The following is a 15,322-nucleotide window of genomic DNA, read 5'->3' as shown; positions in this document are numbered from 1 at the left end:
AGCGCAGCGACTACGCCTCGCCGAGCTCCTCGAGCACCCGCTGCGCGAGCTTGAACGCCGTGTTGGCCGAGGGCACCCCGCAATACACGCCGGCCTGCAAGATCACCTCTTTGATCTCATCCACCGTCAGCCCATTGCGCCGCGCTGCACGCACGTGCATCGCGAACTCGTCGTGGTGGCCCAGCGCGATCATCGCGGTGAGCACCGCGATCGACCGGGATCGCCGGTCGAGACCAGGCCGCGACCAGATGTCGCCCCACGCGGTGCGCGTGATGAAGTCCTGGAAATCGGCGGTGAAGTCGGTGCTCGCCGCATTCGCACGGTCGACGTGCGCGTCAGAAAGCACCTCTCGGCGCACCACCATGCCCCGGTCGAAGCGCTCGGCATCGGAGAGCCCACTCACCTCGCTCACCGGGTGCCCCCGAAGAATGAGAGCAATTCGGCGGCGACGGCCGCGGGCTGCTCGGCGGGCGGTTGGTGACCGGCATTCGCGATCATCGCCTTGCGACCGGACTGGACGCCGGCCACGATCTCGCCCTGCCGATCCTCTGGGGCGACGTCATCGCTCTCGCCGCCCATCGCGAGCACCGGAACGCGAATCTCGCCCAGCTGAGCCGTGATGTCGTAGCCCGCAAGCGCCTCGGCGCAGCGCGCGTAGCCCTCGTCCGAGGTCTCCTGCAGCACGCGCAGGATGCGTCCGGTCAGTTCCGGCTCACGCTCTATTGAACCCGGCGCGAACCAGGCCTTTGCCGAGGCCGCGACGAGCACCGACGTCGATTGCGCCCGCACGAGCTCGGCGCGCGCGGTCCAGTGGTCTCGCCCGCCGAGCGAGGCGGCCGACGCGATGCTCGCGACCGCGGCGAACAGCTCGGGGTGGCGCAGCGCCAGCGTGAGGGCGAGGGCGCCGCCGATCGAGACACCAGCGAACAGCGCCCGACCCGCGAGACCGGCGGGACCCGCGAGACCGGCAGGACCGGTGAGACCGCCCGCACCGCCCGCCAGCACGTCCGCGGTGCGGGAGGCGACTGCATCGGCCAGCTCCGCCATCGTGAACGCCGCGGTCGGCACCGGGGCGACCCCGTGCCCAGGCAGCGTGAGTAGCGAGACGCTGTACGACTCGGCGAGCGTCGGCACCACCTGCTCCCAGATCAAGGGGCCCGTGCCGAGCGAGTGTCCGAGCACGAGCAGCGGTCCGCTCCCGATGGGCTCCGTGAGCGCGATCTCTGGCAGTGTCATGAAGTCTCCTGGCGGGTGTCGTCGGTCGGATGGGTGCGTATCGAGGCGTCGACGATCTCCCCGGCGAGCCCCGTGTAGTTCGCCGGATCGAGCAGCGCAGCGATGTCGATGCCCGCCTCGGCAATGAGTGGCTCGTCGCGCAACAGCGCGGCGAGGTCGCCTTTCCCCGCGGCCGCCACAAGCTGTCGCACGCGATCTGCGCCGATGACCGGCCCGAGCACGATTGCCAGGCGCTCCGCGACAATGAGCCCGCGACTCCGCGCGAGATTGACGCGGGCCGCTTCGGGATCGGTGCGCAGGCCTGCGACGAGTTCAGCCGCGTGACCGGTCGCGCCGCACGCCAGTCGCAGCAGCTCGCGCAGCGCAGGCCACTCGGCGTGCCAGGCACCGTCGGGCCGCTCGTCGACGGCGAGTGCGGCTGCGGTGTGGAGGGTGGCGGCCAGGTGTGGCGCTCGCAGAGCCGCGGAACGAATGAGCACCGAGCGGGCCGGGTTGCGCTTCTGCGGCATCGCCGACGAACCGCCTCCGCTGCCCTCCGCGAGTTCACCGATTTCGCTGCGACTGAGCGTCGCCACGTCGGCGGCGATGACGGCGACCGCGTCGACGGTCTGCGCGAGCGCGTCGCCGAGTTCTGTGACGGGCCAGCGCACCGTGTGCCAGGGCCCCTCGGGCGGGCACAGCCCGAGTTCGCGGGCGTGCGCCGTGGGCAGCGCGAGTGCGGCGGCGGTCGCAGCGCTCGCGCTGGCGGCCGCTGCGCTGGCTTCGGCCGAGCCGCGGGTGCCGAGTTCAAGCCGGGCAATCTCCGCGAACGAGGCGAGCGTGCCGGCGGCCCCCGCGAGCTGTGCCGGGAGCTCACTGAGCGCGGCCTCGAGGCGCAGCCCAGCACGGCGCACCCCGCGCACCCAGCCGCTCGCCCGCAGCCCGACGGTGGTCGGCACCGCCTGCTGCGTGAGCGTGCGCGCGGCACACACGTCGTCGCGGTGCCGAGCGGCGAACGCCGCGAGGTGATCCTCCGTGGCTCGAAGCCCCGTGAGTGCCGCCGCTCCCGCCCGGGCAGCGAGCAGCATCAGTACCGAGTCCATAATGTCTTGGCTCGTCACCCCGCGGTGCACCCAGGCGCGGCAGTCCTCTGGCACGCGCTCGCGCAGCACCCCGACGAGTGGAATCACCGGATTACCGCCCGCGACGGAGTCGTTGATGAGCTGATCGAGCGGGAACGCATCGAGCGCGCTCAGATCGCACGGCTCTCCGGTTCCCCGCCAGCCCAGAGCGGCGGATACGCGCTCGGCGACGCGCTGCGGCGCGACGCCGACGGCCGCCCAGGCGCGCACCACCGCGACCTCCGCGGCGACGAGGCAGCCGGCGAACTCGGCGTCGCTGGTCAGCGCATCGAAGCCGACCGTGACGGGCGAGAGCAGACCCCGATCAATGGCGGTGTCAACGGCGTCACCGGTACCAGGTTCAGTAGGCAAGGAACACGGTCTCCCTCTCGCCCTGCAATCGGATGTCGTGGGTGAGAAATCCGTCGGGCGTGCGCGTTGCAATGAGCGTAGCGCGCTCCTCCGCATCGAGCGATGACAGCAGCGGGTCTGCGGCGAGCGCGGCTTCACCCTCGGGCAGGTAGACCCGGGAGTGCAGTTTGTTGGGGAGGCCGCGGGCGAACACGACGACGGCGAAAAAGGGCGCTTCGCCTGACACGGAGCCGGGGTTTCGGGTCCAGAATTCGTAGTGGCCCTCGTCATTCGTAAACGCACGCCCGAACCCCGTGAACGAGTGGTCGTCGCGTCGGAGCGTGCCACGGGCTCGCGGCACCGATCCGTCGGTATCGGCACCGAAAATCTCGATCATCGCGTCGGGGATCGGGTTGCCCGCGCCGTCGAACACGCGACCGCCCAGCACGACCGAGCCGGCCGAGTGAGGAAACGCGACCTCGTGCTGCTTCACGAACGTCGTTCCGTACGCGAAGAACGGCCCGATGGTCTGGCCCGGAGTGGGCTCGTGGGTCTTTGCCGGTGCGGGCGAGCCTGCGTGCGGCGCGGGTGCTGGTGCACTCATCAGTGTTCCCCTTCTTCGGGTTCGAACCAGGTCGCCTGCGGGCCGTCGACGACGATGTCGAAGCGGTATCCCATCGAGAACTCTGGCACGGTCAGGTCGTGGTCGTAGACGCCGATGAGCCGGTCGCGGTCGCGCTGATCCGGGATCGAGTTGTAGATCGGGTCGAGCGGAAACAGCGGGTCGCCCGGGAAGTACATCTGCGTCACGAGGCGCTGCGTGAACGACGATCCGAACACCGAGAAGTGGATGTGGGCGGGGCGCCACGCGTTGACGTGGTTCTTCCACGGGTACGGGCCGGGCTTGATCGTCGTGAAGGCGTACTCGCCGTCGCTGCCCGTCACGATGCGGCCAGCACCGGTGAAGTTGGGGTCGAGCGGCGCCGGGTGCTGATCCCGCTGGTGAATGTAGCGCCCGGCCGCGTTCGCCTGCCAGATCTCGATGAGTTGATTGCGCAGCGGCCGCCCCCACGAATCGAGCAGCCGGCCCGTCACGGTCATTCGCTCCCCCTGCGGTTCGCCGGAGTACTGCAGCGTCAGGTCGGACTCGATGGCGGCGACGTCGCGCTGACCATACGCGGGCGACCAGAGTTCAATCGATTCGGGGTCAACGAGCCGCGGGTTCTTCGTGGGGTGGCGCAGCACGCTCGAGCGATACGGGGCGAAATCGTAGAGCGTGCGCGGCACGCGCTCACCCGCCGCGACGCGCTTTGCGTACTCCGCGTGGATCGCCGCTATCTCGCCGGTGATTTGGCCCTGCGACGCCTGATCGGGGGCCGCGAGCAGCGACTCCGGCGCCGCGGCTGGGGGGTGCTCGGACATGGATCGCGCTCCTTTGAGGTCTCGCCGTTCGTCCGCCCAGGGTCGCAGCTTCGCGCGTCAAGTTCGCGCACGATTCCCACTCAGTGGGAATCGTGCGGTGCCGACGCCGCACCACAGGCCACTTACGGCTCCCTGATCGCCGCGTGCAGTTCCCGTGCCGCCTGCTGCACCACGCGGGCGAGCAGCCGCTCATCGGCGCGATCAATGTGCACGACAACGCTGAGGGCGACCGGGGGCAGGCCCGTCACCCGCGGCAGCGCGACCGCGATCGAGATGTTGCCGAGCGTCATCTCCTCGCGCGTACTGGCGTAGCCACGGGACCGGGTGAGGCGCAGATCGTCCCGGAGCGCGCCCTCTTCGGTGATCGAGTGCACGGTCTCTGGGTCGCGCGGCACCGTGAAGTAGCGCTCGAGCCAGCTCTCCTCGCACCCCGCCAGCAGCGCCTTGCCAACGCCCGTCGTGTGCAGCGGCCCGCGGCCACCCGCGCGGCTCACGGTGGGGATCGAACGGCGGCCCGTCACTCGCCCCACGTAGAGCACGGTTGCCCGCTCGGGTTCGCCGTCGAGCACGCCCAGGTGCACATTCTCACCGGTGGCCTCGTACAACCGCATCAAGTGGGGAATCGCGCGCTCGCGCAGGCGCAGCGACAGCGGCGAGAGTTCCCCGAGCTCCCAGAGTCGCGCACCGACGGCGTAGCGGTGGCCGGGCAGGCGTGAGACGAGCCCCTCGGCGATCAGGGTGGCGAGCAGTCGGTGGAGCGTCGACGACGACAGCCCGGTGCGCTGCGCGAGGGTCACGGCCGTCAGATCGGGTTCGTCCTCCGAGAAACAGTCGAGCACGGCGAGGGCCCGCGCCAATACGCCGCGCTCCGCCTCGCTCCCGTCTCGGGTCGCCGTCACTCTCCGCCTCCTGACTCGCTGCGACGAGACTACCGCGCGTACGATGAGGCGCAGGAGGCCCCCATGAGCGCACTTGTCACCACGTCACCGCCGCCCGCGACCCCGCTGCAGCACGCCGCGCGAATACTGCTCGGGGCCGGGTTGCTGTTTGCCGGTATCGCGCACCTCACATTCGCGCGCCGCACGTTCCAGGCGCAGGTACCCGATTGGGTGCCCGCCGACAAAGACTTCGTCGTCATCGCCTCTGGCATCGTCGAGATCACGCTCGGCGGCGCAGCGATCGTGCTCGGTCGCCTGCGGGTGCCGGTCGGCTGGATCATCGCCGCGTTCTTCGTCGCGGTGTTTCCAGGCAACATCTCGCAGTTCGTGACGCGCTCCGACGCGTTCGGGCTCGACAGCGATGCGGCCCGCGGCATCCGGCTCGTGTTTCAGCCGTTGCTCGTGCTGTGGGCGCTCTGGTCGTGCGGGGCCTTCCAGGCGATCCGGCGCGAGCGACAGGGGCGCTGACTCATGACCGTCTCAGCCGCGTCGACCAGCGCACCGCTCACGGCCCTGATCACCGGCGCCTCGGCCGGGCTCGGCCGGGAGTTCGCCCACCAGCTCGCGGCGAAGGGCGTGCACCTCGTGCTCGTCGCGCGCGACGGCGACCGGCTTGATGCGCTCGCGGCAGACCTTCGAGGCCGCTACACCGTCGAGGTGACCGTGATCGCCGCCGACCTCACGAAAACAGACGACCTCGAGCGGGTCGCAGAGCGGGTGGAAGCGACGGTGCACCCCGTCGACATCGTGATCAACAACGCCGGTTTCGGCGTCTACGAGGGGTTCGAGTCGAGCGACCTCGCTGATGAACGCCGCCTCCACGAGCTACTTTCTTGGGTGCCGCTTCGCCTCGCGCACGCGGCCGTACCCGGCATGCTGGATCGCGGCTACGGCTGGATCGTGAACGTTGCGAGCGTCGCGGCGTTCACCCCCACCGGAACCTACGGGGCAGCGAAGGCCGCGGTCGTGTCGCTGTCGCGCGCCCTCAATGCGCGCTACCGCCGTCGCGGCGTGCACGTCACGGCGCTCTGCCCCGGGCTGCTCGACACCGAGTTCCACGAGCGGATGGGTGAGGATCACCTGCCGCGCGTGCCGAAGCTGGCGTGGGCAGACCCGGCGCGGGTCGTACGCGAGGGACTGATCGCGGTGCGGCAGGGCCGCAGCGTGATCGTGTCTGACTGGCGGTACCGCCTACTCACGCCGCTCACGCGCGTGCTGCCCGATCGGTTGCTGGAGCGCATCTCGACGACGAACGACTAGCCGGGACTTCGCGCTGACAGCGCCCCCTGCGCCGCGGTTCCGACCGCGCGTCCGAAGATGCACGGACTCACTGCAGCGTGACAGCGCCCGGGCATAGGGTGAGCGCATGGTCAACTATCGCTATCTCGGAAACAGCGGGCTCAAGGTCTCGGAAATCACGTTCGGCAACTGGGTGACGCACGCGTCCCAGGTCGAAGACGACACGGCGGTGCAGACGGTGCACGCAGCGCTCGAAGCCGGCATCACGACGTTCGACACCGCAGACACGTACGCCAACACGGCGGCAGAAGTTGTACTCGGCCGCGCACTCGAAGGGCAGCGCCGCGAGGGGCTCGAAATCTTCACGAAGGTGTACTTCCCGACCGGCCCGAAGGGGCCGAACGATACGGGCCTCAGCCGCAAGCACATTTTTGAGTCCATCAACGGTTCGCTGAAGCGCCTCGGCACCGACTACGTCGACCTGTACCAGGCGCACCGCTTCGACTACGAGACGCCGCTCGAGGAGACGTTCCAGGCGTTCGCCGACGTGGTGCGCCAGGGCAAGGCGCTGTACATCGGGGTGTCGGAGTGGACCGCCGAGCAGCTGCGCGAGGGTCACGCGCTCGCGAAGCAGCTGGGCGTGCAGCTCATCTCAAATCAGCCGCAGTACTCGATGCTGCATCGCGTCATCGAGGGGAAGGTCGTGCCGACCTCGGAGGAGCTCGGCATCTCGCAGATCGTGTGGTCTCCCATGGCGCAGGGCGTGCTCTCCGGCAAGTATCTGCCCGGCCAGCCGGTGCCCTCGGGGTCGCGCGCGACCGACGAAAAGAGCGGCGCTGAGTTCATGCAGAAGTTCTTGGACGAGCCGATTCTTGAGGCCGTGCAGCGACTGAAGCCGATCGCCTCGGAGGCCGGGCTCACCATGCCGCAGCTCGCCATCGCGTGGGTGCTGCAGAATCCGAACGTTGCCGCCGCTCTCGTCGGTGCGTCGCGCCCCGGGCAGCTGGCAGACACGGTGCAGGCATCCGGCGTGGTGCTCGATGCCGATACGCTCGCCGCGATCGACACCGCGCTCGGCGATGTGCCGAACCGCGACGCCGAAGACACCTACGGGGTATCGCCGAAGACGCGCCTGGTCTGATCCGCCGCGATCGCCCTTGTGTCGCGGGAGCGCCCGTGTTAGTTTTGACACAAAACTAACACGGGAGTGCTCCCGCGAACTGGAGTGATCAATGAAGATCGTCATCATCGGCGCCGGCATCGGTGGCCTACTCACGGCGCTCAGCCTGCACGAGGCGGGATTCACCGATATCACGGTGTATGAGCGCTCCGCTGAGATCCGCGGGCTCGGAGTCGGCATCAATTTGCTGCCCCACGCGGTGCGGGAGCTCACGGAGCTCGGAATCGTCGACGAGATCGCCGCGCTCGGCGTCGAGCCGACCACGCTGGCCTACTACAACCGCCACGGCCAGCCGATCTGGCAGGAGCCGCGCGGCACCGCGGCCGGCTATGCGTGGCCGCAGCTCTCCGTGCACCGCGGCCGTTTGCAGCTCACCCTCCGCGATGCCGTTGAGCGCCGCGTCGGCGACATCATTCGCACCGGTCACCGCGTGGTCTCGGTCACTCACGGCGACGCGCAAGACACCGCTCACTTCGAGACGGCAACCGGTGAGGTCGAGGTCACCGCAGACATCGTCATTGCCGCGGACGGTATTCACTCAGCGGTGCGCGCCGCGCACTACCCCGACGAGGGTGCACCGCCCTGGAACGGGCTCACGCTGTGGCGCGGGGTCGCCTACGCGCCACCGTTTCTCGACGGCAGCACGATGGTGATGGTCGGCGACGGTGAGCAGAAATTCGTCGCCTATCCGCTCGGGGCGGTCGACCCGGCCACCGGCCTCATGCCGCTCAACTTCATCGCGGAGAAGCGCGGCGTCGGGTCAGGCCAGGTCGACTGGAATCGCGCCATCGACCCCGAACCCATCGTCGAACTCTTCGCGGACTGGCGGTTCGACTGGATCGACATCCCCGGTCTCATCGCCTCCGCGAGCGAGATACTCGAGTATCCGATGGTGGATCGCGATGCGCTCCCGCAGTGGACGTTTGACGGCACGACACTGCTCGGCGACGCGGCCCACGCGATGTACCCGAACGGGTCAAACGGCGGCTCGCAGGCGACGCTCGACGCGCGCACGCTCGCGTACCACCTCGCCACGTCGCCGACGCCCCGCGCGGGACTTCGCGCGTACGAGGCCGAGCGCCGCACCGCGACCGCGGAGCTGCTCGCGCAGACGCGCCAGGCCGGGCCGGAGCGGGTCATGATCCTCGCTGCCGAGCGGGCACCCGGGGGCTTCGCGAACATCACTGACGTGATTCCGGCCGCCGAGCTCGAAGCCGTCGCGACCGCGTACAAGCGGGCAGCCGGGTTCCACCCCGCGTCACTCAACGAGCGCCCCTCGCTGAGCGTGCCGCGCTGAAGAGAAGAGATGAGTGAGCAGATGGACTCCCCACGAAGTGACCTCGACTTAGACGTCAACCTCGGCACCGACCTCGATCCCGCCCTCGATCCCGCCCGCCTCGCCGGGATCCTGTCGCCGCTGCGCCGCGCGCTGCTCACCGCGTCGCGGGCAGCGCACGATCTCCCCGACATCCCGGATGCGCAGATTCAGGTGATCCGCGCACTCCCCGCCGGAGAGAGCCGCGCGCCGAGCGACCTCGCCGACGAGCTGCGACTCGACCGCTCGACGATCAGCAATCTGCTGGCCTCAATGCAGCGGTCAGGCCTCATCGAGCGACGCCCCGACCCGAGCGATGGTCGTCGCGCGCTCGTCTCCACCTCGGCGCGGGCGCGGTCGATCTTCGCGTCGTTCGATGCCGCGAGCGCGCGCATACTGGGCGCGGCGCTCGGCGTACTCGACCCCGCTGACCGGACGGCGGTCGCCGCGGCGCTGCCAGCGCTCGAACGCCTGCTGTCGGCATTGATCGCTGACCCCGGCACAGCCGACGCCGATCCTGACCCCGCGACCACAGCAGAAAACGGAGCCCATTATGCCGCTTCCCACCCCGCAACTTGAGCACGCCTTCGACGTCGAGGTCACGCTCGGTTCGCTTGAAGACCACGGCCACACGCGCGCGGGGCATCGCCGCATCATCCCCATCTTGGGCGGGCGAATCACTGGCGCCGTCGAAGCTGACATCTTGCCGGGGGGCGCCGACTGGCAGGTCGTGCGCAGCGACGGTTCGATCGAGATCGACGGCCGCTATTCGGCGCGCACCCCAGCTGGGGAGCTGCTGTACCTGCAGGCGTCCGGGGTGCGCAGCGGCGACCCGCACGTGCTCGAATCGCTACTCAGGGGCGAGCCGGTCGACCCGTCCGAGTACTACTTCCGCACGAACGTGACGATCGAGACCTCGGCACCGGCACTCGCGCACCTCGAGCGTTCGATCTACCTGGCCGTCGCCGAACGCACGGCGACCGCGGTGCGCTACGCAACGTATCGCTTCGCCTGAATCGGCAACACGTCGGCTCGAACCCGACGCATTAGGGAGTACCAAATGTTCACTTTTGGTAGTACCATTTGGGTATGGCTGGGCACAAATGGAAAGTGACCTGTAAGCCCAGTGCCCTCAAACGCGAGTGGGGTCGCTTAGACGCAGTCTCGGTCATCCAGGGCTGGCGGCTCCGCGCAATCCCCATGGAGCCAACCCGCATCCCAGGTTCCCCAGACCCTGCGGGTTTCATCGGACCCGCGCTCGACGGTACTGAGCTTGAAGTGTTCGCAGACATCCTCTCGGACCGAAAAGAGATTTCGGTGTTCCACATGATGCAGGCTCGGCCCAATGTCATTCGAAAGATTCTCGCCGCTAAAGCCGCACAGGGAAGGAAATAACAATGAGCACTCAGCAAAATGAGACTCCCACTGCCCGCGTCGCCCGCTATGAACGCGGTGACTTCGAAGTCTCCTCCGATGCTTTGATCCAGACACGTGATGAGCTGCGCACAGGCGATTTCGATTTCGAGCTCGACCCCGCCGACATCGCAGAAGTTGAGCGCCATCGCGCGGGCCGCCCGTCACTCAGCGGTACCGTCGGCAGTGGCCGTTCACCCCGGCGCCAGGTGCGCCTCTCCGTTCCCCTCGATGAGCAACTGGCCCAGCGTGCCGCCGCCGAAAATCGCAAACCCAGCGAAATCTTGCGTGACGCACTCACCATGTATCTCAATGAGGCGCCGGCAGCGCCTGACCCCTCGGCGCCACACCGCGTCGCATAGTTTCAACGCAACGAGCCAACTACTCCGGCCGATCCTTCATGACGCGGCGGTGCAGCAGCGCTGTGACCATTGCGATCACGGAGCCGATGAGCGTGTCGAGCACGCGCTCGCTCGCCGCGGCAGCGAGGTTCGCACCGCCCGAAGCGGCCCCCGTAATGAGCAGCACGAGCGGCGTAATGAACACGAGCGCCAGCGCGTAGTTGCGCACCACGACGAGCTCGATAGTGAATTGCAGGCATGTCAGCAGCGCGACGAGCACGAACGGATTCGCTCCGAGCGGTGCCAGCGCGAGATAGAGGGCCGCGCCGACGAGCGTGCCGACGGTGCGGTGCAGCCCGCGGGCGAGCGAGTGCCGGCGCACGGCACTCAGACCGATGACGGCCACACCAGCCGACACCGTCCAGTAGGCGCGGTGCGGATCGATCCAGAGCACCGTGACTGCCGTGCCGATGACCGCAACAATGACAATGCGCAGGATCAGCCGGCGCTCACCCGGACCCAGCCACGGGCCGGGCAGCAACTCGCTCAGCGGGCGAACGGGTTTCGCACGCTCAGACGCGCTCACGAGCGGCGCGAGGGCGAGCAGGTACGAGAACAGCGCGCCGCCAACGAGCGCTGCGATGAGCACGAGCGGAGGGTTCAGTCGCTCCCCGTCGACGACCGCCGTGATGTTGCCAGCGAGGCCGTAGCTCAGCACGAAAAACACCGGGCCGGGCGGGCCGAGCCGAAACGCGAACGAGAGCGTCGCCGTGACGCCAGCGACGACCACGAGCCCGATGCTGAGCAGTATCGGCCACGGCGAGAGGGCGGCGCCGAGGGCGGCGGAGCCGATGAGCACGATCGCGACAAACGGCAGCACCTTGGCGCGCTCGGCGGCCGCCTGACTCGCGGCAAACAGCGCGACAAACGCGCCGGCCGCTGTCTGCAGACCGATTCCCGGGAAGCCGAGCACGGTGAGCAAACCGAACGGAACGCCGATCGAGAGAGCTGCGCGCAGCGCGATCCAGATGCGCGGGCCGGGGCCAGCTGGCATCTCGAACAGACTGCGCACGGCCTTGATCACCGCGGTGGGCGGTGCGGCCGAGTAGCCGCGTTTGGGTGTCGCCGATTCGCCGTCTTCGACTGCGTCAGCCATCTGCACCCCCGTCTGCGTTTGCCCCGCCTATTCTTTCAGGTTCGGCGGCGGCCGCAGACCGCGTTAGGGCGCGGAGTTCGCGGAGTCGGGATCTAGCGCCTCAGCCGCAAGCCGCGCCGCGCCGATGATCCCCGCGTTATTGCGAAGTCGCGCGGGCGACACCGGCACCGCGACACCGGCGAACGGAAGATACTCGTCGGACGCCTTGCTAATGCTGCCACCAATCACGAAGCGATCGGGGTTGATGACCTTCTCGAGGTACGCGACGTAGCGCGCTGCGCGCCCCGCCCACTCCGCGAGCGTGATGCCCTCGCGCTCGATGACCTTCGCCGAGGTGTGGTGCTCGATCGACGTGAAGCCGTCGAGTTCGAGGTGGCCGAGCTCGAAGTTGGGCACGAGCACACCGTCAGCGACGAGCGCCGAACCGATGCCGGTGCCGAACGTCAGCACGAGTGTCACGCCGGGCAGGCCGCTCACCTCGCCGTACGCGACCTCGGCGACACCCGCGGCGTCGGCGTCGTTCACGACCGTGCACGGAGCCGCCACCGCGGCGGCGAGCAGCGCGTGCGCATCCGTGCCGATCCAACTCAGGTCAATGTTCGCGGCGGTGCGCATGACGCCGTTGCGCACGACACCCGGCAGCGTGACACCGACCGGCAGCGCGGCGACCTCAGCGGCAGTGGCGATGCCCGCCACACCGGCAACCTTTGCGTCGCCAGCGGCGACGCGATCCGCGATCTCCACGCGAATCGCATCGGTCATCGCACCGACCTCGCGCGCGATATCTGCGGGGACGCCGCCCACCGGCGTCGCCACCTTGTGCCGCGAAGTGATTCTCTCGCCGGTCGCGAGATCGATCGCGGCGCCCTTGATTCCGGTGCCGCCGACATCAATGCCGATGGCTACATGCTGCACACCCATAGCCGCGAGTGTACTGGCCGCGAGCGCGCGCTCGCTACAGCGCGCGGAGCACGACGGCGCTGCCCTGGCCACCGCCGCCACAGATGCCCGCGGCGCCCACGGACCCTGAGCCGTGTTCGGCGAGCTGACGCGCGAGCGTCCCGACGATGCGTGCGCCGGAAGCGCCGATCGGGTGACCCAGCGCGATCGCGCCACCGTGCACGTTGACGATCGCGGGATCGATGCCGAGTTCGCGCGTCGACTGCACGCCGACGGCCGCGAACGCCTCGTTGATCTCGACCGCCGCGAGGTCGGCGACGGTGACGCCGCTCGTTTTCGCGAGGGCGGCCGCGATGGCGTGCGACGGTTGCGAGTGCAGGTGGGTGTCGGGGCCCGCCACGAACGCGGTCGCCTCGACCCGTGCGAGCGGAGAAAGGCCGAGCCGCTCGGCGGCGGCTTCGCTGACGATCACGAGTGCGGCGGCGCCGTCGGTGATCTGCGAGGCGTTGCCCGCGGTGATGGTGCCGCCTTTCGCAAACGCCGGGCGGAGGCCAGCGAGGGTCTCGGCCGTGGTGTCGGCGCGCACGCCATCGTCGCTCGCTACGACGGTGTCGCCGCGGCGCGAAGACACAGTGAACGGCTCGATCTCACCCGCGAGAAAATCTGCGCCAGCGGCTGCGCGCTGGTGAGATGAGGCGGCGAAGGCGTCCTGCTGCTCGCGGGTCAAGCCGAGCGGAGCATTACCGGTCTCGGTCAGCGCCCCCATCGCGACCTGGTCGAAAGCGTCGGAGAGCCCGTCGCGATCGACCGTGTCGACGAGCACGGCGTCGCCGTACTTCGTGCCAGCGCGCAGCGGCAACACGTGGGGTGCGAGCGACATGGACTCCTGGCCCGCGGCGACCACGACGTCGGCCTCGCCCGCGGCAATCAAGCGCACCGCCTGCGAAACCGCCTCCGCGCCTGACAGGCAGACGGCGTTCAGTGTGATCGCCGGAACCGAAAGCGGGATGCCCGCGCCGACCGCGGTCTGGCGCGCGGGGTTCTGCCCCGCACCGGCCTGCAGCACCTGGCCGACAACCACGGCGTCAACGTCTGCCGGCGAGACACCCGCGCGCTGCAGGGCGGCGCGCACCGCGTGCGCGCCGAGCACGGTGGCGGGCTGCGCGGCCAGCTGCCCGGTGAAACGAGTGAACGGCGTGCGGGCGTACCCGGCAATGAGTGCGGACATCGACTGGCTCCTCGGTGGTGCGCTGATGCGGCGGTGCGCTGGTGCGGCGGTGCGGCGGAAGACTCCCCATCCTGCCTCACACGCGGCGACTTGGCAGCGACGACTGCGCACAGCCGTTGCCTGAGGCACTGTGCAGGGGCGAGCCTCTAGTGTGGGGGAATGAGCTCAGACGAGGCGTCGCAGCCGCCCGCGCTGGTTGCTCCCTCGAAGCGGCGTCGGCGCGTGGGCCGCGTGCTCGGTGTGACCACCGTCGGCCTCGTCGCCGTGCTCGCTGGTACCTACGCCGCCGCGTGCGCCCTCGCGCCCCTGCCGTCGCCCACCGTTTCAATCGCCGAGCCGACGCTCCGTATTACCGGCGATGACGCGCAGGCGCAGGCAATCGTTGATGCGCAGGCCGAACCAACAGCAGTCGGCTGGCTGCACGCCGACGAGGTGTGGGCGAACTCAGACACCCCGGTGCCCATCGCGAGCATCTCGAAACTCGTCACCGTGCTCGTCGCGCTCGATGCGCAACCCGTTGAAGCCGGCGCAGACGGGCCCGTGCACGTGTGGACCACCGCTGACGCTGCCCGGCAAGACGCGTATCTGGCCGCGGACGGCGTTGCGTTTCCGATCCCGATCGGAACCGAAGTCACCGTGCGCGAGATGCTTGAGCTCGCCCTGATTCCGTCGGCGAACGACTTTGCGGCGGCCTACGCCTACTCAGTTTTTGGCGATAACGAGGCGTTTCTGGCAGCGGTGAAGCAGTGGCAGGATCGCGAGGGCCTCGAATCGCTCACCCTGTTTGAGCCGACCGGCATGGACGAGCGCAACGCCGCGAGCCCCGCCGACGTGCTGCGGCTCACCCGCCTCGCGCTGCAGAATGAGACCGTCGCCGAGATCGTCGCCCTGCGGAAGGCGAACCTGCCGTGGGGCATCGGAACGGTCACGAGCACGAACCCGCTCTTTCGGGCGCTCGACGGGGTCGTCGGCGCGAAAACCGGCCGCACGAGCGCTGCCGGGTACAACCTTGCGGCCGCCCGCGCGAGCGATGCGCCGGGCCACGATGTCGTGCAGCTCTCGGTGGTGCTGGGGCGAGACACGGCCGAGGATCGCCTGAGCTCGAGCCTCGCCACCTTCTCGGCACTTGACGCCGCTTACCAGACCGTGACGATTACGAAGGTCGGCGAACGCGTCGGGACCGCGACGACGGCAGACGGGATCGAGATCCCGCTCGTGACGAGTGTCGGCGCGACGTCGGTGCTGCTCCCGGGCGAGGAAGTGACGCGCACGATCACGCCGCTGGGGGCGGCCGCGGGCGAGGACTTCGCCATCAGTGGCGAAGACTCCGACGCGGGCGAGCAAGTCGCCACCCTCACTACGACGGGCCCGACTTCAGAGGACGCAACCAAGTCCGACATCGTGACGGACGCCCCGATCGTCGCCCCCAGCTACGGCTGGCGCCTCACCCACCCGAGAGAACTCTTCGTCTGGAACTAGCCCCCCCCCCCCCCCCCCCCGCAC

The 15,322-nt window shown here is 69.2% G+C and carries 17 protein-coding genes; 8 read left to right on the top strand and 9 right to left on the bottom strand.

All coding sequences use genetic code 11. The features are described 5' to 3' along the window. Positions 1 to 10: 10 nt before the first annotated feature. From pcaC to ACFWHR_RS02445, 6 genes are all read right to left on the bottom strand, one after another. Entirely contained in the window at positions 11 to 412 is a 402-nt protein-coding gene (gene pcaC / locus ACFWHR_RS02470) for a 4-carboxymuconolactone decarboxylase (protein ID WP_382446684.1), read from the bottom strand. Further along, positions 409 to 1,236 carry an alpha/beta fold hydrolase gene (locus tag ACFWHR_RS02465; RefSeq protein ID WP_382446683.1) on the bottom strand — a complete coding sequence of 276 codons (828 nt, stop codon included), beginning with the start codon at positions 1,234 to 1,236 and terminating at the stop codon, positions 409 to 411. Before ACFWHR_RS02465 ends, pcaC begins: the two co-directional genes overlap by 4 nt. After that, entirely contained in the window at positions 1,233 to 2,708 is a 1,476-nt protein-coding gene (locus tag ACFWHR_RS02460) for a lyase family protein (RefSeq protein ID WP_382446682.1), read from the bottom strand. Before ACFWHR_RS02460 ends, ACFWHR_RS02465 begins: the two co-directional genes overlap by 4 nt. Next, positions 2,698 to 3,291, bottom strand: coding sequence for a protocatechuate 3,4-dioxygenase subunit alpha (gene pcaG, locus ACFWHR_RS02455; RefSeq protein ID WP_382446681.1), 594 nt, complete (start codon positions 3,289 to 3,291; stop codon positions 2,698 to 2,700). Before pcaG ends, ACFWHR_RS02460 begins: the two co-directional genes overlap by 11 nt. Then, positions 3,291 to 4,109 carry a protocatechuate 3,4-dioxygenase subunit beta gene (pcaH, locus tag ACFWHR_RS02450; protein WP_382446680.1) on the bottom strand — a complete coding sequence of 273 codons (819 nt, stop codon included), beginning with the start codon at positions 4,107 to 4,109 and terminating at the stop codon, positions 3,291 to 3,293. The genes pcaG and pcaH overlap by 1 nt, the downstream gene beginning before the upstream one ends. A gap of 122 nt (positions 4,110 to 4,231) precedes the next feature. Then, positions 4,232 to 5,008: an IclR family transcriptional regulator gene (locus tag ACFWHR_RS02445; protein WP_382446679.1), complete on the bottom strand. Its 777-nt coding sequence runs from the start codon at positions 5,006 to 5,008 to the stop codon at positions 4,232 to 4,234. 63 nt (positions 5,009 to 5,071) lie between these two features. Between ACFWHR_RS02445 and ACFWHR_RS02440 the strand changes: the two genes are divergently transcribed. From ACFWHR_RS02440 to ACFWHR_RS02410, 7 genes are all read left to right on the top strand, one after another. Further along, positions 5,072 to 5,515 carry a hypothetical protein gene (locus tag ACFWHR_RS02440; protein WP_382446678.1) on the top strand — a complete coding sequence of 148 codons (444 nt, stop codon included), beginning with the start codon at positions 5,072 to 5,074 and terminating at the stop codon, positions 5,513 to 5,515. Positions 5,516 to 5,518: 3 nt separating this feature from the next. Then, the gene (locus tag ACFWHR_RS02435) at positions 5,519 to 6,307 is read left to right on the top strand and encodes an SDR family NAD(P)-dependent oxidoreductase (protein ID WP_382446677.1); all 789 of its coding nucleotides are present in this window, start codon (positions 5,519 to 5,521) and stop codon (positions 6,305 to 6,307) included. A 106-nt stretch (positions 6,308 to 6,413) separates the two neighbouring features. Then, positions 6,414 to 7,427, top strand: a complete 1,014-nt coding sequence (locus tag ACFWHR_RS02430) for an aldo/keto reductase family protein (RefSeq protein WP_382446676.1) — start codon at positions 6,414 to 6,416, stop codon at positions 7,425 to 7,427. 91 nt (positions 7,428 to 7,518) lie between these two features. Further along, a complete protein-coding gene (locus ACFWHR_RS02425) occupies positions 7,519 to 8,763 on the top strand; it encodes a flavin-dependent oxidoreductase (RefSeq protein WP_382446675.1) in 1,245 nt (414 codons plus the stop codon). Positions 8,764 to 8,772: 9 nt separating this feature from the next. Next, entirely contained in the window at positions 8,773 to 9,360 is a 588-nt protein-coding gene (locus tag ACFWHR_RS02420; RefSeq protein WP_382446674.1) for a MarR family winged helix-turn-helix transcriptional regulator, read from the top strand. Continuing rightward, positions 9,335 to 9,796 (top strand): DUF3237 domain-containing protein, encoded by a 462-nt coding sequence (locus ACFWHR_RS02415; protein ID WP_382446673.1) that lies wholly within the window; start codon positions 9,335 to 9,337, stop codon positions 9,794 to 9,796. Before ACFWHR_RS02420 ends, ACFWHR_RS02415 begins: the two co-directional genes overlap by 26 nt. Before the next feature lie 382 nt (positions 9,797 to 10,178). Continuing rightward, positions 10,179 to 10,556: a ribbon-helix-helix protein, CopG family gene (locus ACFWHR_RS02410; RefSeq protein WP_382446672.1), complete on the top strand. Its 378-nt coding sequence runs from the start codon at positions 10,179 to 10,181 to the stop codon at positions 10,554 to 10,556. Between the two features lie 19 nt (positions 10,557 to 10,575). On the opposite strand, the gene ACFWHR_RS02405 is transcribed toward ACFWHR_RS02410, so the two are convergent. The 3 genes from ACFWHR_RS02405 to ACFWHR_RS02395 all read right to left on the bottom strand — a co-directional run bounded on the left by ACFWHR_RS02405 (position 10,576) and on the right by ACFWHR_RS02395 (position 13,819). After that, complete coding sequence (locus ACFWHR_RS02405) at positions 10,576 to 11,691, bottom strand: FUSC family protein (RefSeq protein WP_382446671.1); 1,116 nt, start codon at positions 11,689 to 11,691, stop codon at positions 10,576 to 10,578. A gap of 63 nt (positions 11,692 to 11,754) precedes the next feature. Next, a complete protein-coding gene (locus ACFWHR_RS02400) occupies positions 11,755 to 12,612 on the bottom strand; it encodes an ROK family protein (RefSeq protein WP_382446670.1) in 858 nt (285 codons plus the stop codon). Between the two features lie 34 nt (positions 12,613 to 12,646). Then, the gene (locus ACFWHR_RS02395) at positions 12,647 to 13,819 is read right to left on the bottom strand and encodes an acetyl-CoA C-acyltransferase (RefSeq protein ID WP_382446669.1); all 1,173 of its coding nucleotides are present in this window, start codon (positions 13,817 to 13,819) and stop codon (positions 12,647 to 12,649) included. 159 nt (positions 13,820 to 13,978) lie between these two features. On the opposite strand from ACFWHR_RS02395, the gene ACFWHR_RS02390 reads away from it, so the two are divergent. Then, positions 13,979 to 15,298, top strand: a complete 1,320-nt coding sequence (locus tag ACFWHR_RS02390; RefSeq protein ID WP_382446668.1) for a D-alanyl-D-alanine carboxypeptidase family protein — start codon at positions 13,979 to 13,981, stop codon at positions 15,296 to 15,298. The last annotated feature ends 24 nt before the right edge of the window (positions 15,299 to 15,322 follow it).

The organism is Leucobacter sp. NPDC058333, from assembly GCF_042726155.1.
Classification (GTDB): Bacteria; Actinomycetota; Actinomycetes; order Actinomycetales; family Microbacteriaceae; genus Leucobacter.
The sequence above is the reverse complement of the archived record's forward strand: the minus strand, read 5'-3'. Positions and strand labels throughout refer to the sequence as shown.

Bases quoted from the DNA above. Each gene is read 5' to 3' on its own strand.
- ACFWHR_RS02410 (WP_382446672.1), top strand. From the start codon at position 10,179: ATGAGCACTCAGCAAAATGAGACTCCCACTGCCCGCGTCGCCCGCTAT.
- pcaG (WP_382446681.1), bottom strand. From the start codon at position 3,291: ATGAGTGCACCAGCACCCGCGCCGCACGCAGGCTCGCCCGCACCGGCA.
- ACFWHR_RS02395 (WP_382446669.1), bottom strand. From the start codon at position 13,819: ATGTCCGCACTCATTGCCGGGTACGCCCGCACGCCGTTCACTCGTTTC.
- ACFWHR_RS02435 (WP_382446677.1), top strand. From the start codon at position 5,519: ATGACCGTCTCAGCCGCGTCGACCAGCGCACCGCTCACGGCCCTGATC.
- ACFWHR_RS02390 (WP_382446668.1), top strand. From the start codon at position 13,979: ATGAGCTCAGACGAGGCGTCGCAGCCGCCCGCGCTGGTTGCTCCCTCG.
- ACFWHR_RS02415 (WP_382446673.1), top strand. From the start codon at position 9,335: ATGCCGCTTCCCACCCCGCAACTTGAGCACGCCTTCGACGTCGAGGTC.
- ACFWHR_RS02440 (WP_382446678.1), top strand. From the start codon at position 5,072: ATGAGCGCACTTGTCACCACGTCACCGCCGCCCGCGACCCCGCTGCAG.
- ACFWHR_RS02405 (WP_382446671.1), bottom strand. From the start codon at position 11,691: ATGGCTGACGCAGTCGAAGACGGCGAATCGGCGACACCCAAACGCGGC.
- ACFWHR_RS02430 (WP_382446676.1), top strand. From the start codon at position 6,414: ATGGTCAACTATCGCTATCTCGGAAACAGCGGGCTCAAGGTCTCGGAA.
- ACFWHR_RS02425 (WP_382446675.1), top strand. From the start codon at position 7,519: ATGAAGATCGTCATCATCGGCGCCGGCATCGGTGGCCTACTCACGGCG.
- ACFWHR_RS02465 (WP_382446683.1), bottom strand. From the start codon at position 1,236: ATGACACTGCCAGAGATCGCGCTCACGGAGCCCATCGGGAGCGGACCG.
- ACFWHR_RS02420 (WP_382446674.1), top strand. From the start codon at position 8,773: ATGAGTGAGCAGATGGACTCCCCACGAAGTGACCTCGACTTAGACGTC.
- pcaH (WP_382446680.1), bottom strand. From the start codon at position 4,109: ATGTCCGAGCACCCCCCAGCCGCGGCGCCGGAGTCGCTGCTCGCGGCC.
- ACFWHR_RS02400 (WP_382446670.1), bottom strand. From the start codon at position 12,612: ATGGGTGTGCAGCATGTAGCCATCGGCATTGATGTCGGCGGCACCGGA.